The organism is Myceligenerans pegani (assembly GCF_014892515.1).
Taxonomy (GTDB): Bacteria; Actinomycetota; Actinomycetes; order Actinomycetales; family Cellulomonadaceae; genus Myceligenerans; species Myceligenerans pegani.
Map to the genome: position 1 here is coordinate 281605 of NZ_JADBGR010000107.1, position 25383 is coordinate 306987.

Here is a 25383-nt window from a genome sequence, read left to right on the forward strand (position 1 = left end):
AGGCGCCGCGAGGTCCTCCTGACGACGCGAGGCATTCCTGAAGACGGGCAGGCTCGGGCGGGCCGGCGTGGCCGGGCGTCGATCGGGCCGGATGGCGGACGAGGTGGACCGCGCCCGTACGACGCCGCGCCGCTGCGAGCGCGGTCGAGCAGCGCCGCGCCAGGAGGCTCAGGACCCAGGTGCCGGGGCGAGGTCGACGACCGTCGCGTCGTAGGCACGCACGAGGTCGTCGGCGCGGACGCTCACCGCGTGATCGGGGCTGCCGGAGCCGAGCGTGATGTCGTGCCCGAGGATGCGCCGGTCCGCCACCACCGGAAAGGCCGTGCTCGCGCCGAGCGGCGTGATGGTCCCCCGGCGGTACCCGGTCGCCAGGTACGCCTCCTCCTCACTGGGCAGGCGCACCCGGTTCACGCCCAGCGCGGCGCGCAGCTTCGGCCAGGAGAACCGCTCCCCCAGCGGCACCAGGACGAAGACGAACCCGTCGCGCCGGTGCAGCACGATCGTCTTCACCGGGACGAGCCCGTCGGTACCGGCGGCGTCGGTGCCGCCCCCATCAGTGCCGGCCGCATCGGTACCGGCCGTGTCGGCGCCCGCCCCATCGGTCCCGCCCCCATTGGTGCCGGCCCTGCCGGTGGCGGCCGTGGCGGGACGCGCCGGGCGGGCGCGCAGGGCCACGTCCAGGCCCCGGGCCGCGGCGTCGGCGAGGGCGCGCTCGGGTGGCGCCGTCGAACTCATCGGCCCAGCCTACGCCGCACGCGGGCGAGCCGCGGCGACGGCCGGCGGCCGGCCCGACACGCCGCGCGCCTCGCGTGAAGCCCCGTCACGTTTCGCCGTCGAGTCTGGAAACGCACGGTTGCCGGGATGACAATGACCCGCATGATCGACCGGCTCGCACTCGCCAACTTCCTGCGCCGGCGCCGCGCCCAGCTGCGGCCGTCCGACGTCGGGCTGCCGCCCGGCACCCGGCGCCGCACCCCCGGCCTGCGGCGGGACGAGGTCGCGCAGCTGGCCGGGATGTCGAACGACTACTACACGAGACTCGAGCAGGCCCGCGGCGCCAACCCCTCCGAGGTGATCGTCGCGTCGCTGGCCCGCACGCTCAGGTGCGACGACGACGCGCGCGACCACCTGTTCCGCCTGGCGGGCTTCGTGCCGCCCGCGCGCCCGAACCGGCGGCGCATCCGCCCCGGCGTGATGAGCCTGGTCGAGCACCTCGGCGACGTACCCGCCTGCATCGCGACCGACCTGCACGAGATCCTGTGGCTGAACGACCTGGCCGAGACCGTGCTCGGCATGGACCTCGACCGGCACACAGGCCTGGCGCGCAACTACACCTGGCGGCTCTTCACGGACGCCACGGTACGCGGGCGCTTCGCGGCGGACGATTGGCCGCGTTTCGCCGCGGTGCAGGTCAGCGACCTGCGGGCGGCCTACGCCCGGAACACCGGCGGCGGTGACACGGCGTACGCCGATCAGCTCGTGGCCGACCTGCTCGCACGGAGCGCCGAGTTCCGCGAGCTGTGGGACCGGCACGAGGTGGCGATCCGCTACACCGAAAGCAAGCGGATGTTCCACCCCGTGGTCGGGGACCTGCCCCTGACCTGCGAGATCATCACACCGGAGCCGGGGCTCAAGGTCATCGCCTATTTCCCCACCGAACGCACGGACGCGCGCGAGAAGCTGGACATCCTGCGTGCCGGCGTCGGCACACGGCACCCGGTCAGCGCCTGACGCGCCGGACCGTCCGACGACGACGCCGGGCCCTCCCGCGGCAGTCTTGCCGTCGACGACGACGTCGGACCCTCCGGCGACGACACAGAGCCCGCTGGCAACGATGCCGGGCGGGATCACCTCAGATCAGTCCCCGCTTCGCCGCGAGCACCCCGGCCTGGAACCGGGTCCGCACGCCGAGCTCGCCGGCCAGTGCGGCGAACTCGTCCTCGACGGTTCCCGGACTGATCCCGAGCGCCCGCCCGATCGCGGCGTCGGTGAGCCCGGCGGCTGCCATCGCGAGGACCCTCCGCCGACGCTCGCCAGTCTGCGGGGCCGGCCGGCTCGGGGCCGGGACGCGGCCCGCGGACGGCACCGCCTCGCTCCACACCCGTTCGAACATCGCGACCAGCGCCTCGACCACCGCCGGGGCGTAGACCACCAGGACGCCGTCGGACCCGTCGGCGGGTCCGCGGGACGCGGGGAGGACCGCGATGCTCCGGTCCACCACCATGAGGCCGACCGGAACCTCCGGCGCCAGCCGCACGCCCGTCTCGCCCGGCGCCAGGCGCAGGCCCGGCGTGCGCGGCGTGCCCGGCGTGTAGGACACGTCCAGCGCGCCCGGCACGCCCGGCACGTACCCCGGACCCGTCGCGGCGACCGCCGGCGTCTCGTGGACCGCGCGCGTCGCGACGGCGACGTCACCCCCGCCGCCCGGGAGCGCGGCGACCGGCGGGAACGAGGGCGTGACCAGGTACAGCAGCTCGCGGGCCGCCGTCACGCGGAACCCGCGGAGCGTGCTGCTCACCGGTTCCTCGCCGGCGACGACGTCGATGAGGTCGCCCTCCCCCGCCTCGACGAACGCGCCCTCGTCCGCGGGCTCCCGGCCCGTCCCGTCGAGGACGTCCACGCGCTCCTCGCGGGCGGCCGGGTCGGTGCGCCGCCGGGCCAGCAGAGCGGTCAGCACCGCGCGCGGGGGAAGCGCCGTCCATCGGCCACCGCGTGCCCCGCCGCCGACGACGCCACCCGCGGCGCGCTCCACGAGCCGGTCCCGCTCCAGGGCGACGAGCGTCTCGCGCACCTCCTCCACGCTCAGCCCCAGGCCCCGTGCCACCACGTCCTCGCGGACCGGGTCGTGACCGATCATGTACCCGAGCACGCGGACGGCCCGGTGGGTGGCGGCCGCCCCCATGGGCTCTCTCACGTCGATGGCCATCGGTTCCTCCTGGCGACACAGCCAGGATCCCCGGGACCTCCCACCACAACCAGGCCCCGCCTGTACCAGGTTGCGGGCGCCGGATCGTGCCGGCCGCCGCGGCCACGCCAGGCCACGCCACGCCACGCCAGGTCAGGTCAGGTCAGGTCAGGCCACCGTGTAGCGCAGGTGCACCACGCCGTTCGGGAAGGTCTCCGTGCGGTCCCACGCGAGGTCCAGCCGCATGCCGTGAGGTAGCGCCGACGTCCCGCCGCCCACTACGACCGGGTACACGAACAGGTGCAGGTCGCTCACGAGCCCGGCCTGCAGCGCCTGGCCCGCGAGCTCGGCCCCGCCCACGGTGACCACGCCGTCGGTGCTCGCGACCAGTTCCCGCACCGCGTCCAGGTCGAACGACCGCTCCAGCGTGGTACGCGGCGTGTCGACGTCGAGCAGCGTCCTGGAGTAGACGATCTTGTCGAAGCCGCGCCACAGCTCGCCGAACTCGCGCTCGACGGGTTCCGCTGGCCTGCCGAAGAACGTGTCGGTGATGTCCTGCCAGACCTTCAGCACCTCGTACATGCGCCGCCCCAGCAGTTCCACGCGCGTCTCCCGCTCGAGCGCGTTGATCGCCGCGTGCACCTGCGGCGTCGGGTCGGTCCAGTCGAAGTTGCCCTCGGCGTCGGCGACGTACCCGTCGAGCGACGTGTTCGCGATATACCTGAGTGTTCCCATACGGGTCCGACGGCGCCGCGCACCGGAACTCATCGGTGCGCGGCGCCGGGGGCACGACTCGGTGGCCGCGCGGCCGATCGGTCAGCGGACGTCGATCGCGTCGATCTCCGCGTACCAGCTCAGGCGGGTCAGCGTCACGGTGTTCCAGCCGCGCTCGAGCCGAACGCGGTGCTCGATCACGTTCCAGTTCCCCCAGCGGGTGTGCGGGTAGACGATCGTGCCCGCGGCCCGGCCGCCGACGGTCACCGCGTGCCGCGCCTCCAGCGGATACCCGCCACGCTCGGAGCCGTTGGCAAATCGCACCCCCAGCACGGCCTCTCGGCGGTGGTCCGACCAGACCCGCACGGACACGGAACTGTCCGGGAAGTCGAGGCCGCCGACCACCTCGCCGCCCGACGCACCCGCGTCCGCGCGGACGACGGCGTGAACCACCTCCCCTTCCTCGGCCTCGTGGCGCACCGCTCCGGTGAGGTCCTCCGCGTGGACCGGGGCCCCGCGATCCGCCCGGCCGGGCGACAGGTGGATCGCGTCGAGCTCGGCGTACCGGGCGTCCCGCGTGAGCAGGATCGTGTTCGTGCCCTTCGCGAGCCGGACGGGGATCTCAGCGAACTGCCAGTTCCCCCACTGGGTGTGCCAGTACCGGACCGTGCCCCGGTCCACGCCGTTGACGGTCAGCGCGTGGGTCGCCGTGGCCGCCCGGCCCTCGGCGTCGAGGGACCCGTTGGCGAACCGGACGCGCAGCGTGTGCGGGCCGGACCTGCGGGCTTCCACGGTGAACCGGACGCTGCTGTCGGGGAGGTCGAGGCCGCCGACCTTCCGCAGGCCGGACGCCGTCGGGTCGGCCGTCGTCGACGCGTTCGTCACGACGGCGTCCTCGGCCTCGTAGCGCACGGCGGCTCCCCCGACGACCGGTACGCCGTCGGTCCCGTAGGCCAGACCCGCCGCGTACATGCCGCGCCTCGTGAAGCCGTCGTCCCAGCCGTGGAAGACGACGGCGGGCCGCCCCTGGTGCGTGGTGACGTCGAGCCCGCCGGGTCCCACGATCTCGCCCGCGAAGTCGTCACTGGTCAGGAGCTCGGCGTCCGAGACGGTGAAGGGGCCGGTGACGCTGTCCGACACCGCCCAGCCGGTGCGGTAGTTGCCGCCGAAGTAGTCGTTCGCCGCGAAGTACAGGTAGAACCTGCCATCGTGCTCGACCATGGCCGGCGCCTCGACCACGGCACCCTGCCACGGGACGTCGTTGCGGAGCAGCTCCACGGGTGGGCCGGTGAGGGTGGTGCCGTCCGCCGACAGCGGCTGGGCGTAGATGATCGCCGGCTGCGCGCAGCAGTTCCCGTCCGACTTCCACAACAGGTACAGCTGGTCCCCGTCACGGACCGTGCCCGCGTCGATCGCGCCGCCCTGGCCGACGGGGCAGACGAGAGGCTCGCCGAGCGCGTCGACGAAGGGGCCGTCGGGCGTCGGGGCGGTGGCCAGGCCGAGGCACTGCCGGCCGGAGGCGGCGTGGCGGGCGGTGTAGTACAGCGCGTACCCGCCGTCGACCGTCGTCACCTCCGGCGCCCAGACGCAGTAGTCCTTGGTGCCGTCAGGCAGTGTCCGGCAGGGGCCGACCCAGTCGCCGGCCGCCTGGCCGATGCCGGGCGCGGCGTCGGGCCGCGGTGTCCAGTGCCGCAGGTCTCGGGAGGTGCGGTGCTGGACCTGGTGCTCGCCGTCGTTGTTCGTGGCGTAGGCGTGGTACACGCCGTCGACGAGCAGGATGTCGGGGTCCGGGAAGTCGTCCTCGACGACGAGACGCGGCGCGTCCGGCGCGACAGGAAGGTCCGGCACGGGCGAGCGGTCGGCGGCCGCCGGGGCGATGGCCACGAGTCCCGCGGTGACCGCGAGGGCGCAGCCCAGACCCGCGGCGCGGGCTCTGCGGGCAGAACGACGGTACATGCTTGCTCCTTTGCAGCGTGTCGATGTCTTCCCCGAGGTGTCGTCCCCGAGGTGTCATCCCTTGAGGCCGGACCGGGACACGCCCTCGATGATGAACCGCTGCAGGAACGAGAACAGCAGCATCACCGGGACCGACGCGATGACCGCTCCGGCCATGAGCACGTCGTAGCGCACCTGGTTGGCGCCCTGGAGGGTGGCGAGACCAGCCGGGAGGGTGCGGGTCTCGGGACTGAACAGCACGTAGACGGGCCACAGGAAGTCGTTCCAGTTCGTGAGGAACGCCAGCAGGGCGAGCGTCGCCATGGCCGGACGCGCCAGCGGGACGACGACCTGGACGAACACCTGGAAGCGGTTCGCGCCGTCGAGCAGGGCGGCCTCCTCGAGCTCACCGGGCAGGTTCACGAAGAACTGCCGCATGAAGAACACCCCGAACGCGCTGGCCGCGGTCGGCACGATGATCGCCGTGAGCGAGTTGAGCCAGCCGAGCTCCGAGACGATGAGGTAGTTCGGGATCACCAGGATCACGCCCGGCACCATGAGCATCGCGATCACGAGCCCGAACACGACCCGCTTGCCGCGGAACTCCATCCGCGCCAGGGGGTACGCGGCCAGGGACGCGGTGGCCACGACGAGCGCGGCGTTGAGGCCGGCCGCGATCAGTGAGTTCGCGAACCAGGTCAGTACCGGGGTGTCCGGGGCGGCGAGCAGGTGCCCGTAGGCCTGGAGCGTGAACGGGTCCGGGATCCAGCTCGGGGTGGTCCCGGCGGCCTCGGCGCGTGTCTTGAACGACGTGACGAGCATATACAGCAGCGGGCTGACGAACACGAGCGCGAGCAGGTACAACGCCAGGTAGCGCAGTGCACGGCGGCGCGCCGGCCGCAGGGTGTCGTCGGCGGCGCCGCCCGGGCCGGCGACCGGCGGGGTCGCGGCGTCCTGGATCGAGGTCATGAGCGCACCTTCTCTCGGGTACGGACGTTGGCTCGGGTACGGACGGCGTCCCGGTCGCGGAAGAGCCAGAAGACCACGCCACTGAGCAGCATGAGGACGAGTGTGAGCACGTAGCTCATCGCCGCGGCGCTGCCCATCTGGAACGAGCTCAGGCCGGTGTCGGCGATCCGCATGATGGCCGTGCGCGTGCTGCGCCCCGGACCGCCCTCGGTCATCAGGTAGGACTGGCCGAACATGTTCGCCGACATGATGATCGTGTTCACGGTGACGAACATCAGCACCGGCCGCAGGCCCGGCAGTGTCACGTTCCAGAAGCGCTGCGCCACCGAGGCGCCGTCGACCTGCGCGGCCTCGTAGAGTTCGGCGGGGATGTCCTGCAGCGCCGCCAGGTAGATGACGGCGTTGAAGCCGAGGGTCCACCACACGGTCACGGCGACCAGCGAGACCCACGCGGCGGGCTGCGAGGTCAGCCATGCCGTCGCGTCCGGCAGGCCGACGAGGCCCAGGTAGTGGTTGACCGGGCCGATGTTGGTGTCGAGCAGGTAGCGCCACAGCACGGAGATGACCGCCACCCCGAGCACGTACGGCGCGAAGTAGACGGCGCGCAGGAAGTTCCGGCCGGGAAACCTGGCGTTCATCATCAGCGCCACCAGCAGCGGTACCACCAGCAGCAGCGGCACGCTCGAGGCCGTGAAGACGCCGGTCGCCCGCATCGACTCCCAGAACGGACCGCCCGACGTCGACGACGGGTCGAGCAGGTCCAGGTAGTTCCGCAGGCCGACGAACGGGTGACTGACGAACGTGTAGTCCCAGTCGTGGAGCGAGATCCACACCCCGAGCCCGGCGGGGAGCAGCACGAACGTACCGAACAGCGCCAGGAACGGGGCCAGGAACAGCCACGGCGTCGCCGGGGCGGGAGCGATCGGGCTGCGCCCGTGCCGCCGCCCGCCGGTGGCCGGAGCGGACGCCCCCGGGGCGGGGGCGTCCACGGCATGGGCAGTCGAGGGGGACATCGTCAGCCGCCGAACCGGGCCAGGTTCTCTTCCATGAGCGACGTCGCACGCCCGCTCTCCTCGGACAGCGCGGCCTCGGGCGACCGCACGCCGAGCACGCCGTCGGCCACCGCGACCTCCAGGGTCTCCGACTGGATGGTGCCCAGGCCCGGCACGGGCGGGAGGAACCGCATCGTGTCGATGGCCTCGGCGATCGGCTCCTGGACCGTGCCGTCCAGCACGCCCGACGTGCGCACCGACTCGCGTGCCGGGATCATCCCCGCCTGTGCCCAGTCGCCGGAGTGCTCGCTCATCCAGGCGATGAACACCTGGGCCGCGGCGACCTTGTCCGCGTCCGGGGACTGCTGGTGCGGGAGGAAGAACTGGTGGGAGCTCGCCCAGACGGCCGGCTCGCCGAGGACGGCGGGCACCGGAGCCGCCGCGTAGGGCAGGCCCGACTCCTCGAGGTCGTTGATCTGCCAGATCCCGTCGAACGTGATCGACGTCTCGCCGTTCTTGAACGCCACGTACTGCGCGTCCTGGGCCACGTCGCCCGGGCTGTAGCCGTCGTCGACGACCGAGCGCATCCATTCCAGGGAGGCCACCCCCTCGGGGGAGTCGAAGGTCGCGGCCGACCCGTCCGCGGCGTACGGCTCACCACCGCCCTGCCACTGCCCGGACAGGAACATCAGGTGTCCGGGCCAGCGCGCCGGCATCCAGAAGGGATGCTCGTACCCGGCCTCCTGCAGTGCGTCGAGCGCCTCGGCGAAGGACTCGGCGTCGGTCGGCGCCTCGGCGATGCCCGCATCCTCGAAGTGCTCGGTGTTGTAGTACATCGCCAGCGAGTGGACGTCCAGGGGGACGCCGTAGCGCGCGCCGTCGTGCTCGATGGCGTCCCAGATGGCGCTGGTGAAGTCGTCCGCGGTCAGGCCGAGGCCGTCGAGAAGCGGGTCGACGGGGTCGATGACGCCGCGCGCCGCGTTCGACGACAGCTGCTCGACGTGCATGACGCCGACGTCGGGCCCTTCGCCGGCCGTCACCGCGGCCGGGAGCTTCTGGTAGAACTCCGCCCACTCGACCGTGTTCGACTCGACGGTGATGTTGTCGTGCTCCTCGTTGAACCGGTCGACGAGGCCCTGCATGAAGGGCCCGTCCCCGCCGGTGAAGCCGTTCCAGTAACTGAGGGTCACGGCCGGGCCGTCATAGGTCGCACTGAACTCCGCGGCTTCCCGCTGGGCGGCGCCGCCGCTCGAGCACGCGGACAGGGCGAGGGCGCCCAGGGCCACGACGGCCGTGCCGGTCAGGGTGCGGGCGGCGCCCCGTCGCGAGAGATGCTTCGTCATCACTGTCGTCCTCCTCATCGAAAACGGATGAGCGTGTTGCTCTCGCCCAGGAATGTACAGCGCTGTAACACTGTTGTCGAGGGCCCGCCCGGAAGGAGGGGCGGCGCACTACGATCGGTGCGACGCGACAGCGCGACGGCGCGACGAGAGTGACGTGGAGGCGGCGATGGCGAGCAATGGCCGAGTACGACTGGTGGACGTCGCGGAGCGCGCCGGCGTCTCGATGAAGACCGTGTCCAACGTCGTCAACGGCTACGCGCACGTGCAGCCGGAGACGCGGGCGCGGGTGCAGCTCGCGATCGACGAGCTCGGCTACCGCCCGAACCTCACCGCGCGCCGGCTCGCCACCGGCAAGACCGGGATGATCGCGCTCGCCATGCCGGAGATCGACCACCCGTACTTCGGTGAGCTGGCGCGACACGTCGCCGAGATCGCCTCGTCCCGGGGGTACCGCGTCATCATCGAGCAGACGCTCGGCGACGAGGCCGCCGAACGCGCGGTGCTGCGCGACCGCGAGGCCGGGCTGGTCGACGGCGTCATCTTCCAGCCGGTGCGGATCGCCACGCTCGAGATCGCGCGGCTCCACCGCGACCTGCCGCTCGTGCTGCTCGGCGAGGTCGAGGCGCCGGTCACCACCGACCACGTCATGATCGACAACGTCAGGGCTGCTGCCGACGTCACCGACCACCTGCTCGCGGGCGGCCGCACGCGGATCGGGTTCCTCGGCATGGTCGAGGGCGACATCACCATGACGAACAACCGTCGCCTGCTCGGGTACCAGGAGGCGCTGATCCGCGCGGGGCTGCCGCTCGACCCCCGGCGGATGCTCACGGTCGGCGGCTTCGCGCCGGAGGACGCCGCCGAGGCGGTGCGGGGCGCCCTCACCGACGGCCCGGAGTTCGACGCGCTGGTCTGCCGCGACGACCGTTTCGCCGCGGGCGCCCTGGCGGCGCTGCGCGAGCACGGCGCCTCCGTGCCGGACGACGTCGCCGTCGTCGGCTGGGACGACTCGGCTCTCGCCGAGTGGACGTGGCCCGCGCTCAGCTCCTTGGCGCCCGACAAGCACGAGCTCGCACGAGTCGCCTTCGACCTGCTCTCCGAGCGGATGAACGGGGTGACCGGGGTCGGGCGGCATCGGATCGTGCCGCACTCCGTGCACGCCCGCGCCTCGGCGCCGCCGGCCTGACCCCTCCCCCGCGCCGGTCGGCACCTCGAGTTGCCGGCGCGGCTTTACAGCGCTGTAGATCTGAGTCATCCTCATGCCATGCGTGAGACCTCGACGATGAGCACCACCGAAGCCGACGGCACCTACCCGCGACCCCAGCTCGTCCGCCCGCGATGGCGAGACCTGTGCGGCGAGTGGGAGTTCGCCCTGGGCGACCCCGACGCCGCCGGCCTCCCGGGCGGCACGTCGCCGAGCTCCGGCCGGAAACCCCTGCCCCTGCGCATCCGGGTGCCCTACCCGCCCGAGTCCGAGTTGTCCGGCGTCGGCGACACCCGTCCCCACGACGTCGTCTGGTACCGGCGCACGGTCACCCGCGCCGACGCCCTCGCCGCGGGTCTGGGCACCCAGGGCGAGGTGCTCATGGTGCGGTTCGGCGCCGTCGACCACGACGCCCAGGTCTGGGCGGACGGCATGCTCCTCGGCACGCACGAGGGCGGGCAGACACCGTTCGCCTTCGAGATCCCCCCCGAGATCGCCGGGCGCGAGGAGTTCACGCTCGTGGTCCGCGCGCAGGACGACCCCCGCGACGTCACCCAGCCCCGCGGCAAGCAGGACTGGCGCGACGAGCCCCACTCGATCTGGTACCACCGCACCACCGGCATCTGGCAGCCCGTGTGGCTCGAGGCGGTCCCCCGCACCGCGCTCGTACGGTGCGACTGGACCTCGGACGTGCCGCGGGCCACCGTGGAGCTGGAGGTCCGCCTGTCCCGCAGGCCGGCCCCGGGAACGCGGGTCGACGTCACCATCACCCACGACGGCGAACCGCTGGCCCAGCAGTCGTTCGACGTCGACGACGGCGAGGTGGCGTCCACGATCCGGCTGCACCGGCAGACCAACGGGCAGGCGTACGAGGAACTGCTGTGGACTCCGGAGCAGCCCACCCTGCTCGGGGCGGAGGTCGTCGTGTCCGACGCCGGAGGCGCCGTCGTCGACCGCGTCTCCTCCTACCTGGGCCTGCGCTCGGTCGGCGAGGCCGGCGGCCGCTTCCTGCTCAACGACCGCCCGTACTACGTGCGCTCGGTGCTCGAGCAGGGCTACTGGCCGCAGTCCCATCTCGCGGCACCGGACACCCAGGCGCTGCGCGAGGAGGTCCAGCTCATCAAGGACCTCGGGTTCAACGCCGCCCGCGTGCACCAGAAGGTCGAGGACCCGCGCTTCCTCTACTGGGCCGACCGACTCGGTCTGCTGGTCTGGGGCGAGTTCGCCGCGCCGTTCGCGTTCAGCCGCCGCGCGATCGAGCGCACCGTGCGCGAGTGGGTGGACGTCGTCGCCCGGGACCGCTCGCACCCGAGCGTCGTGACGTGGGTTCCCGTCAACGAGAGCTGGGGCGTCCAGCAGGTGGCCCACGACCCGGCGCAGCAGCACCTCACCCGGGCGATGTACCACCTGACCAAGGCCATCGACCCGACGCGACCGGTGATCTCCAACGACGGCTGGGAGCACACCCGCTCCGACCTGCTGACCGTGCACGACTACACGACCACCCGGGCGGAGCTCGAGCCGCGCTACGCCACCCCGGAGGCACTCGCGGCGCTGCCTGCGTCGATCGGGCCCGCCGGACGGAGGGTCGCGCTGCTGCCGGCCGAGGTGGCGGACAAGCCGGTCATGGTCACCGAGTTCGGCGGCGTGACCTGGGCGCCGGACTCCGCCATCGATACCTGGGGCTACGCGGTCGCCGATTCCGCCGAGGACTTCGAGCGGCGGATCCGGGACCTGTTCGGCGCCCTGTACGCCGCCCGGGGCCTGGCCGGCATCTGCTACACGCAGCTCACCGACACCCTGCAGGAGGCCAACGGGCTCGTGGACGCCGGTCGCAAGCCGAAGCTGCCCGTGGCGGTCCTGCGGTCCATCGTGCGGGGTGAGTCGTAGCGCGCCCCGTCGGCCGTGCGCGCCGCGGTCGCGGCACTCGCCGTCCCGGTCCGGACCCTGCCGGTCGGACCCGAAGGGGTCGCTAGAGTCCGGGCATGGTCAACGTCAAGGTGTACGGCAACCGGTCCGTCTGGGGAGAGCGGCGAGCCGAGCTCTCCGACGCGGTGCAGCGCGCCCTGGTCGGCGCGTGGGGCATCCCGGAGGACAAGCGGTTCCACCGGTTCCTCCTGCTGGACGACGGCGACCTGGTCGCCCCGCGCTCGGAGGCCTACCTGGTCCTGGAGATCGTCTGCTTCACCGGGCGCAGCCGCGAGGCGAAGCGCGCCCTGATCCGCGCCATGTACGACGACGTCGCCCCCGCGCTGGGCCTGCCGTCGGACGACCTGGAGATCGTCATCCTGGAGAGCCCTCGCGAGAACTGGGGCATCCGCGGCACACCGGCCGACGAACTCGACCTGACGTATCGCGTCGAGGTATGACCCCAGCCCTCCCGCCGACCGGAAGTCCCGGACGGCCTCGTGGTGCGACGGGCTAGGTCCGGTTACGGCGGACCAGGCCGAGGATCAGGCTGATCACGAGAACGATCACACCGATCCAGATCAGGAACTGGCCGATCTCGGTGGCGATCCCCAGGACGACGAGAACCACGCCGATGATGATCAGGATGAGCCAGGACGGCATACCTCACCTCCTCGATCGCGGCGACGCTGGGCGCGTCGCGCTCTCTCTTGACACTCGCACTATTCCCACCCACTCACACCTCCGGGACATCTCGCCCACGTAGGCGTGGTGCCTGACGGACGCTCGACCGCGTCCGCCGGGCGCCGGAGCGCGGCCGCCCGCGCCGTCACCGGGCACCGTCACCGGGCACAGCGGAAACCGATGTGGGTGGTGGCGGTGTCGGGCGTCTGGGGGGAGCGGGCGGCGGGGCGGTAGCGCAGGCAGTACTCGGGGGCGCACAGGTGGGAGCCCCCCTTGAGCACCCGGCGCGACTCGGCCGGCCCGGCGCCGCCGGGGCGTACGCCGTCGTCCTCGCCGGAGGGCCGCGCGGCGCCGTCCGCGCCGGAGGGCCGCGCGCCGGGGTCCGGGCTGCAGCCGCAGGTGCAGGCGTGCTCCATCGCCCCCGCCGCCTCCCGCGCCGGTGACGTGCCCGGCTCCTCGTGCCGGTCCGTCCACGTGCTCGACGTCCACTCCCAGACGTTGCCGGTCATCTCGTGCAGGCCGAAGCCGCCCGGCGGGAACGAGCCCACGGGCGCCGTGCCGGCCCACCCGCCCGAGCCCGCACCGGTGTTGAGGTAGGGGAAGCGCCCCTGCCACGTGTTGGCGCGGGTGCCGTCGTTGGGTTCCTCGCCCCAGGCGAACGTCGCCCCGTCCAGGCCGCCGCGCGCGGCGAACTCCCACTCGGCCTCGGTGGGCAGCCGCAGGCCCGCCCACTGCGCGTACGCGGTGGCGTCCAGGAGCGACACCTGGACCACGGGATGCTCGTCCAGGCCCTCGATCGAGGACCCGGGACCGCGCGGGTGGCGCCAGCTCGCCCCCGGGCCCCACCGCCACCACTGCCGCCAGTCGCCCAGGTCCACCGGACCCGCGGTCGGGGTGAACACCAGCGAGCCGGGCACGAGCGCCGCCGGGTCCGCACCCGGGAAGTCGGCCGGGTCCAGGTCCCGCTCCGCCGTCGTCACATACCCCGTCGCGGCCACGAACGCGGCGAACTGCCGGTTGGTCACCGCGTACCGGCCGATCTCGAACGGCCCGACGGTCACCGGCGTCACCGGCCCCTCCTCCGGGTAGAACGCCTCCGATCCCCTGCGGAACGTCCCGCCCTCGATCCGCACCAGGTCGTCGGCGGGATCCCGCGGCCGGGGGACACGGGGCTCCGCGCTCATGGTTCCGGTTCCCCGGGTGGTGCGGTCGGTCCGGCGCCGAGGCCCGCGGGCAGCGGCTGGCCGGGGTGCGGCCGGTCGCCGACGGCGGCCTGCGCCTCCCACAGCGCGACCTCCAGGCGGGCGCGCACGTCGGCGTAGGCGGGGTCGTGGGCGACGTTGCGCACTTCGTCGGGGTCGGTCCGGAGGTCGTACAGCTCCCACTCCCCCGGGTAGGTGCGGTGGCCCGTGCCGGGGAGCCCGAGTCCGTCGTTGTAGTAGTAGATCAGCTTGTACCGGTCGTCGCGGTACCCGTAGTGGGCGGGCGCCCGGTGGTTGGCGTCGTCGTGTTCCCAGTACCGGTAGTACAGGCCGGGTGCCGGCGGCCGGGGCCCGGCCGGGGTGGCCACGAGGTCGCCCCAGAAGCTGCGGCCCTGCATGTCCGGGTGGGCGTCCACGCCGGCGGCGTCGAGGATGGTGCGGGCGAAGTCCACGTTGGTCACGATGCCGTCGTGCGTGCGCCCGCCCGGTACGCGGGCCGGGTAGCTGAGCACCAGCGGCATCCGGATCGACTCCTCGTACATCAGTCGCTTGTCGAACCAGCCGTGGTCGCCCAGGAAGAATCCCTGGTCCGAGGAGTACATGAGAAGAGTGTCGTCCAGCCGGCCGCGCGCGGCGAGCCAGTCGGTCACGCGGCCGACGTTGTCGTCCACCGACGCCACGCAGCGCAGGTAGTCCTCCATGTACCGCTGGTACTTCCACAACGCGAGCTCGTCGGCGGCCAGCCCCTCGGGCGGGTCGGTCTTGAGGTCCTCGGCGGTCAGGTCGTCGGCGATCCGCATCGCGGCGCGCCGGGCCGACGACGACCGGCCGGCCAGGTCGTCGGTGAACGTGCCCGGTACGGGGACGGGGTCGGTGTACAGGTCCGCGTGCTTCGCGTCCGGCTCCCAGGGGCGGTGGGGCGCCTTGTGGTTGATCAGCAGGCACCAGGGCGCGTCGCCGTCCAGGGAGCCGGCCCAGCGCAGGGCGAGGTCGGTGATGACGTCGGTCGCGTAGCCGCTCTCGGTGCGGGTGCCCGATGGCGAGCGGAACGTGGGGTCGTGGTACTCGCCCTGGTCGATGAGCACGTCCCAGTAGTCGAACCCCTGCGGGTCGTGGCCCTCGCCGTGGCCGAGGTGCCACTTGCCGACGACCGCCGTCCGGTACCCGGACTCCCGCAGCCGGGACACGAACGTCGGCAGGCTCGCGTCCATGGGGGTGGACAGCGTCGTCACGCCGTTCACGTGACTGTACGTACCGGTCAGGATCGAGGCCCGGCTCGGCGTGCACAGCGAGTTGGTGACGTAGCACCGGTCGAAGCGGACGCCGCGCGCGGCGATCTCGTCGATCCGCGGGGTGGTGTTGACGACCGACCCGTAGGCGCCGATCGCGTGGGCGGCGTGGTCGTCGGTGAGGATCAGGACGATGTTCGGGCGGCGGGCGGACGCGGCGCCGGAACCGTCGGAGGCGCCGCTCACGGCGTCGCTCCCGTCCGGTAGGTGGTCTCGTCCAGCCCGGACTGGGTTGGGTCGAAGTCGACCTCCCCCACCTCGTACATCGTCGTCATCCAGTGGTAGAAGTTGTCGCCCCGCTCGCGCAGCACCTGGTACAGGCGGCGCAGCATCCGGCGCCGGACCTCCCCGGTCTCGGGGTGCTCGTAGACGTTCAGCAGCTCGTCCGGGTCGGTGTGCAGGTCGTACAGCTCGTTGGTGGAGTCGGGGTTGACCACGAGCTTGTACCGCTCGTCGCGCAGCATCCGCTGGGGGTACGGGAAGTGGTGTCCGTGGAACTCGCAGACGATGTCGTCCGCCCACGCCACGTCCTGCCCGCGGGCCAGCGGGAGCAGGCTGCGGGAGTCGACGGCGGGCGCCGGGTCGAGGCCGGCCAGCTCGAGGATCGTGGCGGTGCAGTCGAGCAGACTGACGAACTCGGTGCGCACCTGCCCCTCCAGGCCGCCCGGAACCCGCAGGATCCCGGGCGTGCGGTAGATGTCCTCGTACATCGCCGGGCCCTTGTCGTGCAGCCGATGGGCGCCGGTGAACTCGCCGTGGTCGCAGGTGAAGAACACGGCCGTGTCGTCCGTCAGCCCGAGCCGCTCCAGCGCCCGCATGACCCGCCCGATCTGCCGGTCGATGAGCGCGACGTAGCCCCAGTAGACGGCGATGAGCTTGCGCGTCACGTCGAGGGGCATGGTGTCGAACGTCCAGTGGGCGCTGTAGTTGCGCTGCACGGGCGGTTTGCCGGCGAAGGTCTCGGCGATGGAGCGCGGCAGCTGGACGTCGGCGGGGTCGATCAGGTCGAAGTACTCGTCGGGGAGGATGTAGGGCAGGTGCGGGCCGAAGAAGCTGAGCTCGAGGAAGAACGGCCGCTCCCCCGAGCGGTACTCGTCCGCGTACCGCTCGAGGAGTTCGATGGTGCGTGTCGCGAGGTAGTGCTCGAACGTCGCCTCCACCGGCTGGTGGAGCCTGGCGGCGAGCAGGTTGCCCGGCCCGCCGTTCGGGAGCGTGCCGCGGATGCGGTCGCTGATCTCGTACGGCGGCAGGTCGTTCTCGGACAGGTACGTCAGGTAGTCCTTGTTCTCCACCGGGTTGTGCCAGCCGGGCAGGTCCGGCCCGTCGAACCCGAAGTCGGCCGCGGCCTTCTCGGTGCCCGCGTGCCACTTGCCCACGAGGCCGGTGTTGTATCCGGCGCCCCGTAGTGCCTCGACGAACGTGAACGTCCCCTCGGCGACGTCCTCCAGGTACCCGACGTTGCGCTCGTGGTTGGCGAGCACGCGGTGACGGAACGGCGCCTGGCCCGTCAGCAGGCTCGCCCGCGCGGGCGTGCAGATCGCCGTCGGCGTGTACCACCGGTCGAACCGCGTGCCCGTGCGTGCCAGGCCGTCCAGGACGGGCGTGGCCGCGTGCGGGTTCCCGTAGGCCCCGAGCGTGTCCACGCGATGCTGGTCGGTCATCAGGAAGAGGATGTTCCTCGGCCGGTCCGGCCCGTCGCCCGCGGCCCCGGTCACCGCGCCCCCTGCCCCGCGGAGAGGAACTGGTCCGCCGTGTAGAACTCGCCCGGCTCGACCGGGTCGGACAGCTGGCCGGCGTCGACGAAGTAGTCGACCATCCCGGTCAGCCACGTGTCCACGCTGCCGTCCTCGGTGAGTGCGTCGAGCTCCTCCAGCGTGAGCACCTGGACGTTCGCGGCGTCCGCCGCGACGTCGGCCGGGTCGAGGTCGTTGAACTCGGCGGTGAGCTCGATCGTCTCGTCCATGTTCGCGGCGCGGTACGTGATCGCCTCGCGCAGCGCGGCGATCACCCGGTCGACCTTCTCCTGCTCGTTCGCGACGACGTCGTTGCCGGCGACGAACGCCGTCGGGAACGCGATCTCGTCCTCGAAGTCGCTGTTCTCCGCGATCTCCACGAGGTCCGGCACCTGCTCCTTGACCGTCGCGAGCGCCGGATACCACAGGCCCGCGCCGTCGACCTGCCCGGAGGACAGAGCGGCGACGATCGCCGCGGGCTCCATCGGCACGACCTCGATGTCGTCCCGCGTCATGCCCGCGTCCCTCAGCGCGAGAGTGAGGATCATGTCGCCCGAGGTGCCCTCGGGCACGGCGACGGTCTTGCCCCGCAGGTCCTCCATGGCCTCGTTGCCGGGCTGGCCGACGACGCGGTCGGCCTGGCCGAGCGTGTTCATCGCGACGATCTTGGCCTGGCCGGAGGCCGGCAGCCAGAACGCGCCGGGGCCGATGTACCCGAAGTCGAGGTCGCCGGTGCCGAGGGCCTGGATCTGCAACGGGCCGTTGGTGAACGACGACGTCGTGACCTCGACGCCGTGTTTCTCCCACAGGCCCTGGTCCTCGGCGATCGCGAGCAGGCTCGTGCCGTTGAAGTCGGGGATGTAGCCGAAGTCGACGGCGACGGGCCCGTCGTCGCCGGACGCGGCGCCGCTGTCGGTGGAGCAGGCGGCGGTGGCCGCCGCGAGGGAGACGGCGACGACGGCGGCGCCGAGGGAACCGGTGAGACGCATGATCATCCTTCCTGAGCGTTCAGGGCTGGGGTCTGGTGGTAGACGGAGTGCCACACGCGGTTGCGCAGGCGGGCGAACTCGGGGCTGAGCCGCACCTCCTCCGTGCGCGGGTACGGCAGGCCGACGTCGACGACGTCGTAGATGCGGCCCGGACGGGCGGCCATGACCACGACCCGGTTGGCGAGGAACACGGCCTCGTCGACGTCGTGGGTGATGAACATGACGGTGCGCTTCTCGCGGCTCCAGGTCTCCAGGAGCTGTTCCTGGAGAGTGACCCGGGTGAGGGCGTCGAGGGCGCCGAACGGCTCGTCCATGAGCAGGATCGACGGGTCGACGGCGTACGCGCGGGCGATCGCGCAGCGCTGCTTCATACCGCCCGAGAGCATCTTGGGCAGCGCGTCGGCGAACTGGTCCAGGCCGACGAGCCGGATGAAGTGCTCGGCGCGCTCGCGCCGCTCGGCGGCGGGCAGGCCCGCGACCTTGAGCCCGAACTCGACGTTCTTGCGCACGGTGAGCCACGGGAACAGCGCGTACTGCTGGAAGATGACGCCCCGGTCGGGGCCTGGTCCGGCGACGTCCTTGCCGTCCACGAGCGCCCGGCCGGACGTCGGTTCCTCCAGGCCGGCGAGGACGTTCATGAGGGTGGACTTGCCGCAGCCGGAAGGACCGACGACGGTCACGAACTCGTTGTCCGCGATGTCGAGCGAGACCCGGTCGAGGGCGACGAAGTCCTCGCCGCGGAGCGGGAACGTCTTGCTGACCTCCTGGACGGAGATCTTCGCCGTCGCGGCGGGTGCCGGGGTGGGTGTCGTGGTGGTCATCGTCGCTCCTGCCATCCGGTGAGCCTGGACTCCGCGAGGAGCAGCAGCCGGTCCATCACCAGGCCGAGGACGCCGATGAGGATGATGCCGACGAAGATCGTCGCGAGGTCGTAGTAGAGCTGTGCCTGCTGCATGCGGTAGCCGAGACCGACCTGTGCGGCCAGCAGCTCGGCGGCGACGAGCGTCGCCCACGCCGAGCCGAGCCCGACGCGCATGCCGACGAGGATGAACGGCGTCGAGGCGGGGACGACGACGCGGACGAAGATCGTGCCGTCCTTGGCGCCGAGCACGCGGGCGGCGTTGATGAGCGTCCGGTCCACGCTGACGACGCCCTGGTAGGTCGAGATGACGCAGGCCAGGAACGCGGCGAGGAAGATGACGAACACCTTGGGCAGCTCGCCGATGCCCATGAGCACCAGCACGAGTGGCAGCAGCGCCAGCGGCGGGATGGTGCGGAAGAACTGGATCCACGGCTCGAACAGGCCGCGCGCCACGGTGTACCAGCCCATGAGGAACCCGACCGGGATCGCCGCGGCGGAGCCGAGCAGGAATCCCGTCAGGACGCGTCCGAGGCTGGCGAGGACGTCCTGCCGCAGGAGCCCGTCCCGCCCGAGCTGGACCGCCTTCTCGACGACCTCCGGCGGGGTCGGGAACTGGAAGCCGTTCAGGGACAGGATCCACCAGATCGCCACGCCGGCGACGATCGAGCAGGCGTTGAGCACGAGCAGCAGCGTGCGCGCGGGAGGCCTGCGGCGGGTCGGGCGGCCTGGTCCGGGCTGTCCGGCGGCTCCGGTGTCCCGTCCGGATCGGGGCCCCGCGGCGGCCGCCGCCGGGGCGCCCGGCGGCGGCCCGTTTCTCGCGAGGCGGGGTGTCGAGGCGGTCACGGTGCGCTCCTTTGCGGTTCTTCCTCGGCCGTGGTCTCGGGGTACCCGGCGAGGAGGGGTGACTCGTGGAAGGTCGCGGTCAGCGCCCCGAGGGCGCCGTCGCTGTCCCGCAGCCGGCCGGCGCGGACGCGGATCGGCTCGGCCGCGGGGATGGCGTACATCTCGTAGCGGAGGGTGGCGGCGGCCTGCTCGACGACGACGGGCGCCACATGCACGATCTCGCCGCCGACGACGACCTCGTCGGGGTCGAGCGCCATCGCCGCGGCGCCGAGCACCCGGCCGAGCGCCGATCCGGCGTCGCGCAGCACGGCGTCGACGACGGGATCGTGCTTCGCGACGGCGGCGGCGAGGTCGTCGAGCGAGTCGGTGCCGGCGCCCCGGGCGCGGCAGGCCGTGAGGATCGCGGGGACGGAGGCCACGGTCTCCAGGCAGCCGCGCTTGCCGCAGCGGCACTCGGCCCCGGCAGGGTCCGCGGTCACGTGCCCGAGCTCGCCGGCGAACCCACGGGCCCCCGTGACCAGGCGTCCGGCCACCACGAGGCCGCCCCCGACGCCGTCGGACAGCCGCACGTAGACGAGGTCGCTCAGCGGCTCCGGGCGGGAGACGGCCTCCGCGAGCGCCGCGAGCCGGGTGTTGTTGTCGACCATGACGGGCGAGCCGAATCGCTCGGCGAACGCGGCGTCGACGCCGTCGGGCGCGGTGTGCTGCTTCCAGGTGATGTGGGCGCCGCCCGCGCCGGCCCGGGTGTAGGGGCCGGGCACGCCGATGCCGACGGCCTGGAGCGCGCCGAAGTGCAGGCCGTGCTCGCGCGCGAGGCGGTCGACGAGGCCGAGGGCGGCGGCGATGCGGTCGGTCCAGCCGGTGCCGTCGTCGTACCGCTCGACGCCGGAGGCGATGATCTCGTGCGAGGCGTCGGCGACGGCGACCTGGACGCGGCGGTGCCCGAAGTCGACGCCGAGGAACTGGCCGGCCGCGGGGTCGAGCGCGAGCCGCTCGGCCGGGCGGCCGCTGCCGCGGCGCAGCGCCGCGTCCGTGTCGACGACGACGACGGCGCCCCGCTTGACCAGGGTCGCGGTGATCTCCGAGAGGGTGGTCCGGGAGAGTCCGACCCGCTCGGCGAGCTCGGCGCGGCTGAGCGCGCCGAACGCACGAAGGGCGGACAGGACCCGCCCTTCGTGCGTGCGCCGCACCATCGCGTGGACACCGGTCGTCGTCGACATGACGACGACGCTAGGGACGCCGAATTTTTCCGTCAACGGCCCGGCAGAAAGATTCTCTCGTTCTGCCGGAGCCGCGACGGAAAGCGCGTGCACGGCGGGGTCAGGAGCCGCCGCTCGCCGCCGCGTCCGGCTCGGTGCCCGGCCCTGCGCCCGGCTCGGTCTCCGGCCGCTCGACGTAGAGCATGGTCCCGGTCGGCCCCGCCCGTTCGAGGCGGACGATGCCGGGCACGGCGGCGTCGCCGGCGCGCTCGGGCGCCGACCAGTAGCCGTTCGCCGGGTTGCGGAAGAACGTCGCCCACAGGCCGCCGTCCTCGTCCGTGAAGAGATTGTTGTGGCCCGCCCCGACGCCGAGCGTCCAGCGGGCGGAGTACGGCCCCTCGAAGTGGTCGGCGACCGCGACGACGGCGTCGTACTGGTCCTTCGGGCCGGTGCCGGCCAGGTAGGACCAGCTCGGGCCGTCGGGATCCGTCGCGGAGCCGGTCCGGTTCGCCCATGCCGCGTGCATCAGGTAGTACTTCTCCCCCGCCTTCATGACGTAGGCGCCCTCGAGGTAGGGCTCGGGCTCGTATTTTCGCTGCTGGAAGGCCGGCAGGTCCGTGACCGGGACGATGTCCTCCATGTCGTCGCGGAACTTCGCGTACAGGTCGTTGTGCAGTACCAGCCAGGCGTCGTCACCCTCTGTGTAGAGGCTGCCGTCGATGTGGTGGTAGGCGCCCGGCTCGATGAACCCGGGCCCGCCGGTGAACGGGTCGCCGAAGGGCTTGTCGTGGTTGCCCTCGACCAGGCGGTACGGGCCCTCGACGCCGCCGTCGCTCACCAGCATGAACGAGCCGACCTTCCGCGAGTGGTCCCCCATGGTGGCGACGACGTACCACTTTCCTCGGAAGTGGTGGATCTCCGGGGCCCACACGTTCCCGCGCTTGCCGAACCGGCCGTCGTCGTGCCAGTACTCCTGCCAGGGCGCGACCACCGTGCGGCCGGGCCGGTTCTCCCCCGCGAACTCCGGCGACCAGACCTTGCCGCGCGGCTGCCCGGGGCGGATCCCGGTGGTGTCCGCGAGGGTCCAGGGTCCGTCGAGCGATGGTGCCGTCCACACGTAGATGCCGTCGTTCCAGGGGGCGGCCTTGTCGAGTCCGGCGGCGCGAGTGGTTCCCGTCGCCACGTACAGGGACTCCCCGTCGACCTCGAACCGGTTGACGTAGGTGTCGCGCAGCCACACGCGGCCGAGTTCCTCGTCCTGCGGTCGCAGCTCGAGGTCCAGGATCCGCGAGTGGTGCGGTCCGAGCGCGAGCTCGTCGCGGCCGTCGGCCGAGCCGTACGGCATGACGGCGGGCCGGCTGCGGGGATACGCCGCGGGTTCGCCGCCCATGGCGTAGGTGCGCAGGTGGTCGAAGCGGGCGGTCGCTCCGGTGGCGTTCATGGAGACCAGGCCGATGCGCAGGTCGCCGCGTGCCGGGAGGGACCACGTGCCGCCCCACTGCCAGTGCTCGCCGTCGGTGCTGGAGGCCATGCGCACGTCGTGCTCCTCGTTCGCCTCGTCGAGCCGGGAGTACAGACGCAACCACGTCGTGGTCGCCGGGGCCGCCCCGAACATCGGGCCGTTCGCGACGGCGACCGGTGGCGTGGTGGTGGGGCGCTCCGCCTCCTTGCCGAACTCGGTCTGGTGCAGGAACTGGCCCGCCTTGCGGTTGAGCGGCAGGACGGAGTGGGTGAGCTTGAGGTACCGGTCGTCGTGCTCGTACAGCACCAGGCCGGCCTGCTGGGCGGCGCGCGTGCCGTCGAACGTCAGCTTCGTCTCCACGAGGAAGTCCTGGCGGGGCGCGTCGCGCAGCAGCACGGAGGCGGTGTTGTTGCCCGTGTGCAGCTCCGCGGCCTGGGTGGGCCACACGAGTTCGCCGCCCTCCTGGCTCGGCCCGGCGTCGGGCCGGCGGACCCAGGACCAGCCGGAGTCCCCGGCGTCGGCGGCCTCGGTGCCCGGCATGCCCTCGCCGTCGAACTCGTCCGAGTGTGCCGGCAGCAGCTCCCCCGGCTCCGGGTCGGGCACCCGCTCGATGACGGGCCGGGCCGCGGGCGCCGCGCCGATGTTGTCGGCGTCCGCGGCTCCCCGGGCCACGACGCCGACCGCGCCGTCCGGCCTCGCGGAGCGCGGCGCGGTCACGCCGGCCACGGCCAGCGGCGCGATGAGGTCGTCGCCGGAGAGCGTCGCGGTCACCCGCGTGCCCACCCAGTCGATCGTGAGGACCTTCCAGGTGCTCGCGTCGAACGACGACGGCAGCGGCGTGGCGGAGCGCTCGGTGCGCCGGCCGTGCCGTACCTCGACACGCAGGACGCGGGCGTCGTCGTCGACCCACGCCGTGGCGCCGTTCGGGCCGCGCACTCCGGCGCGCAGTCCCACGGCTCCGCCGTCGGCGGGGATCCGTACGTCGGCCCGGACCCGCTGGTCGCCGGAGAGCCGCGCGCGGGAGACGAGCGTGGCGCCGTCGCGCAGCCGGGCGAAGGTTCCGGGGTCGTCCTCCTCGCCCGTCGTGACGGGGCCGTGGCGCCGCCACGCGGCCGTGCCGGAGCTCAGGTCGTCGTCGACGGGCCCTGTCGTGACCGGCGCCGCGTCGGCGGAGAGGCTCGGCCCGGCGCCCGCGTTCACGACCGGCCAGCCGTCGATCCAGTCGAGGCGGTCGATCATCATGGGCCGCTCCGAGAGCCGCAGCTCGCCGGCGCGGGTCCGGATGGGCGGGAAGTCCGGGTCGGCGGTAGAGATGCCGTGGTACACGAGCCAGTCCTGTCCGGACAGGTCGGTCTGCACGGCGTGGTGCCCCACTCCCGTGAACCCGTTCCCGTTCGGAGTGACCACGAATCCGCCCTTGCTCGAGCGGCTCATCAGGTCCACGCCGGCGTCGTCGACGAACGGGCCGAGCGGGCTCGTGCCGCGGCCCGCCTTGACCGAGTAACCGCTGAACGCGCCGTCGCAGCAGCCGGCGTCGGAGTACATCAGGTAGTAGTAGCCGTCGCGGTGCACGACGAACGCGCCCTCCATGCGCCGGCCCTGCGCCACCTGGGTGACGGGACCGGTCAGCGCGGTGCCGTCCGCGGTCAGTGCGGACACGCAGATGACGTCGTAGCTGCCCCAGTAGAGGTAGCGGGTGCCGTCGGTGTCGGTGAACATCGCCTGGTCGATGTTCCCCGTGGGGCAGCCGTCCACGGGCGCGGGCGGGACGAGCAGTTCGTCGTGGTGCGTCCACGGGCCGGTCGGCGTGGGCGCCGTCGCGAGCGCCACGCCGCCGGTCGACAGGCCGTAGGTGAGGTGGTACTCGCCGTCGACGTACCGGATGTCGGGCGCCCAGGCGCGGGAGTTGTCCCGCCACGTCGCGGGGACGGCGTCGGGTTCGATCACGTCCCCGACGTACTCGTACGTGACGAGGTCCGTGGTCCGCAGGATGGGCAGGATGTGCTCCCCGGCCTCGCCGCGGCTGTGGAAGATCGGGTTCTGCGTGCCGTACGCGTACCAGGCGCCGTCCTTGCCGCGGATCATCGCCGGGTCGGGGAAGGTGTCCACGACGCCCTCGGTGACGGGGTTGGTGTGCTCGGGGTCCGGGGTCGCGGGCTCGGAGGCCGGGCCGGCGGCAGCGGACGCCGGCCGCGCCTGGGTGGCGGCGGTGACCGCCGCCGTGGTGCCGGAGGCCTGCGTGGTGGCCGGCACCTCCGTGGTGGCCGGCACCTCCGCGGTGCCGGCGGCCTGGGCGGGCAGCAGGCCCGCTCCCAGGAGCGCGGCCGCCGTCAGGGCGGCTCCCGGCAGTGCTGTTCGTCGCCATCTCATCGATTCAGCCCCTTCGCTGTCGAAGTCGCCGCGCACGCCACGCGGCGGGAGCCGTCCGCCCGTGCACCGCGTCGTCGCGGGGAGCGTCACGGCCCGCCGCCCATCCGACGACGGGCGCATTTTTCCGTCAAGAACCCGGCAGAAAGACGGGCCGACGGCGGTCGCGGATGCCGGGGTTCATCGTCTGATCGCGCGAGCTGCACCGGTAGCGTGAGCGGTATGGACCGATGCGCCGAGTGTGGCTACGACTACGGGTCGACCGGCCGAGCGAACGCCGTCGATGTCGTCCTCGCCGGAGCCGAGTCGGTGGCCGGCGCGCTGGAGGCGGCGGACCGACCGGACGCGCGGCCCGAGCCCCGACGCTGGAGCGCCGTCGAGTACGCCGCGCACGTCCGGGACATGCTCGTGGTCCAGCGCGAGCGGGTCCTCGACGCCCGTCTGCGCGATGCCCCGCACCCGCCGCGCATGGGCCGGGACGAGCGCGTCGAGTGGGGCGAGTACGACGGTCTCGACGTCGCGGACCTCGCGCGTCAGACCCGTGACGCCGCCGCATGGCTGGCACGGACCTTCAGCCTGCTCGACGAGGCGGACTGGTCACGCACGATGTCCTACAACTACCCGGAACCGGCGCTGCGCACCCTCGAGTGGGTCGCCTCGCACACCGTGCACGAACTGGTCCACCACGCCCAGGACATCCGCCGGAACGCCACCGACGTCAGGATGCCGGAGTAGACGATCGCCGAGGGCGGACGTCGAGCAGCCGAGCATCGCGGCGAGCAG

The 25383-nt window shown here is 72.7% G+C and carries 21 protein-coding genes; 5 read left to right on the forward strand and 16 right to left on the reverse strand.

The window, feature by feature from the left end:
* Nucleotides 1-168 precede the first annotated feature (168 nt).
* The gene (locus tag IIE03_RS22090) at nt 169-735 is read right to left on the reverse strand and encodes an aminoacyl-tRNA deacylase (RefSeq protein WP_192864919.1); all 567 of its coding nucleotides are present in this window, start codon (nt 733-735) and stop codon (nt 169-171) included.
* Between the two features lie 126 nt (nt 736-861).
* On the opposite strand from IIE03_RS22090, the gene IIE03_RS22095 reads away from it, so the two are divergent.
* Complete coding sequence (locus tag IIE03_RS22095) at nt 862-1731, forward strand: helix-turn-helix transcriptional regulator (protein WP_225998144.1); 870 nt, start codon at nt 862-864, stop codon at nt 1729-1731.
* 121 nt (nt 1732-1852) lie between these two features.
* On the opposite strand, the gene IIE03_RS22100 is transcribed toward IIE03_RS22095, so the two are convergent.
* The 6 genes from IIE03_RS22100 to IIE03_RS22125 form a co-directional block, all read right to left on the reverse strand.
* A complete protein-coding gene (locus IIE03_RS22100; protein ID WP_192864920.1) occupies nt 1853-2926 on the reverse strand; it encodes a helix-turn-helix transcriptional regulator in 1074 nt (357 codons plus the stop codon).
* 147 nt (nt 2927-3073) lie between these two features.
* Nucleotides 3074-3640, reverse strand: coding sequence for a dihydrofolate reductase family protein (locus IIE03_RS22105; protein ID WP_192864921.1), 567 nt, complete (start codon nt 3638-3640; stop codon nt 3074-3076).
* An 81-nt stretch (nt 3641-3721) separates the two neighbouring features.
* Entirely contained in the window at nt 3722-5575 is a 1854-nt protein-coding gene (locus tag IIE03_RS22110) for a family 43 glycosylhydrolase (RefSeq protein WP_192864922.1), read from the reverse strand.
* Between the two features lie 54 nt (nt 5576-5629).
* Nucleotides 5630-6523: a carbohydrate ABC transporter permease gene (locus IIE03_RS22115; protein WP_192864923.1), complete on the reverse strand. Its 894-nt coding sequence runs from the start codon at nt 6521-6523 to the stop codon at nt 5630-5632.
* On the reverse strand, nt 6520-7536 hold the full coding sequence (locus tag IIE03_RS22120) for a carbohydrate ABC transporter permease (protein WP_192864924.1): 1017 nt from the start codon (nt 7534-7536) through the stop codon (nt 6520-6522). Before IIE03_RS22120 ends, IIE03_RS22115 begins: the two co-directional genes overlap by 4 nt.
* A gap of 2 nt (nt 7537-7538) precedes the next feature.
* The gene (locus IIE03_RS22125) at nt 7539-8858 is read right to left on the reverse strand and encodes an ABC transporter substrate-binding protein (RefSeq protein WP_192864925.1); all 1320 of its coding nucleotides are present in this window, start codon (nt 8856-8858) and stop codon (nt 7539-7541) included.
* A gap of 166 nt (nt 8859-9024) precedes the next feature.
* Between IIE03_RS22125 and IIE03_RS22130 the strand changes: the two genes are divergently transcribed.
* The 3 genes from IIE03_RS22130 to IIE03_RS22140 all read left to right on the forward strand — a co-directional run bounded on the left by IIE03_RS22130 (nt 9025) and on the right by IIE03_RS22140 (nt 12431).
* On the forward strand, nt 9025-10044 hold the full coding sequence (locus IIE03_RS22130; protein WP_192864926.1) for a LacI family DNA-binding transcriptional regulator: 1020 nt from the start codon (nt 9025-9027) through the stop codon (nt 10042-10044).
* 78 nt (nt 10045-10122) lie between these two features.
* Complete coding sequence (locus tag IIE03_RS22135; RefSeq protein WP_192864927.1) at nt 10123-11952, forward strand: glycoside hydrolase family 2 protein; 1830 nt, start codon at nt 10123-10125, stop codon at nt 11950-11952.
* 95 nt (nt 11953-12047) lie between these two features.
* On the forward strand, nt 12048-12431 hold the full coding sequence (locus tag IIE03_RS22140; protein ID WP_192864928.1) for a tautomerase family protein: 384 nt from the start codon (nt 12048-12050) through the stop codon (nt 12429-12431).
* Between the two features lie 52 nt (nt 12432-12483).
* On the opposite strand, the gene IIE03_RS22145 is transcribed toward IIE03_RS22140, so the two are convergent.
* The 9 genes from IIE03_RS22145 to IIE03_RS22185 form a co-directional block, all read right to left on the reverse strand.
* Complete coding sequence (locus IIE03_RS22145) at nt 12484-12633, reverse strand: hypothetical protein (RefSeq protein WP_192864929.1); 150 nt, start codon at nt 12631-12633, stop codon at nt 12484-12486.
* 179 nt (nt 12634-12812) lie between these two features.
* Complete coding sequence (locus IIE03_RS22150) at nt 12813-13838, reverse strand: formylglycine-generating enzyme family protein (protein ID WP_192864930.1); 1026 nt, start codon at nt 13836-13838, stop codon at nt 12813-12815.
* Nucleotides 13835-15331, reverse strand: coding sequence for a sulfatase family protein (locus tag IIE03_RS22155; RefSeq protein WP_192864931.1), 1497 nt, complete (start codon nt 15329-15331; stop codon nt 13835-13837). The genes IIE03_RS22150 and IIE03_RS22155 overlap by 4 nt, the downstream gene beginning before the upstream one ends.
* Nucleotides 15328-16860, reverse strand: coding sequence for a sulfatase-like hydrolase/transferase (locus tag IIE03_RS22160; RefSeq protein WP_318843121.1), 1533 nt, complete (start codon nt 16858-16860; stop codon nt 15328-15330). Before IIE03_RS22160 ends, IIE03_RS22155 begins: the two co-directional genes overlap by 4 nt.
* Complete coding sequence (locus IIE03_RS22165) at nt 16857-17867, reverse strand: aliphatic sulfonate ABC transporter substrate-binding protein (RefSeq protein WP_192864933.1); 1011 nt, start codon at nt 17865-17867, stop codon at nt 16857-16859. Before IIE03_RS22165 ends, IIE03_RS22160 begins: the two co-directional genes overlap by 4 nt.
* Before the next feature lie 2 nt (nt 17868-17869).
* Complete coding sequence (locus tag IIE03_RS22170; RefSeq protein ID WP_192864934.1) at nt 17870-18688, reverse strand: ABC transporter ATP-binding protein; 819 nt, start codon at nt 18686-18688, stop codon at nt 17870-17872.
* On the reverse strand, nt 18685-19572 hold the full coding sequence (locus IIE03_RS22175; protein ID WP_192864935.1) for an ABC transporter permease: 888 nt from the start codon (nt 19570-19572) through the stop codon (nt 18685-18687). Before IIE03_RS22175 ends, IIE03_RS22170 begins: the two co-directional genes overlap by 4 nt.
* Nucleotides 19569-20792, reverse strand: coding sequence for an ROK family transcriptional regulator (locus tag IIE03_RS22180; RefSeq protein WP_192864936.1), 1224 nt, complete (start codon nt 20790-20792; stop codon nt 19569-19571). Before IIE03_RS22180 ends, IIE03_RS22175 begins: the two co-directional genes overlap by 4 nt.
* A 100-nt stretch (nt 20793-20892) precedes the next feature.
* Nucleotides 20893-24603 carry a family 43 glycosylhydrolase gene (locus tag IIE03_RS22185; RefSeq protein ID WP_225998145.1) on the reverse strand — a complete coding sequence of 1237 codons (3711 nt, stop codon included), beginning with the start codon at nt 24601-24603 and terminating at the stop codon, nt 20893-20895.
* Between the two features lie 219 nt (nt 24604-24822).
* Between IIE03_RS22185 and IIE03_RS22190 the strand changes: the two genes are divergently transcribed.
* On the forward strand, nt 24823-25335 hold the full coding sequence (locus IIE03_RS22190) for a DinB family protein (protein WP_192864937.1): 513 nt from the start codon (nt 24823-24825) through the stop codon (nt 25333-25335).
* Nucleotides 25336-25383 lie beyond the last annotated feature (48 nt).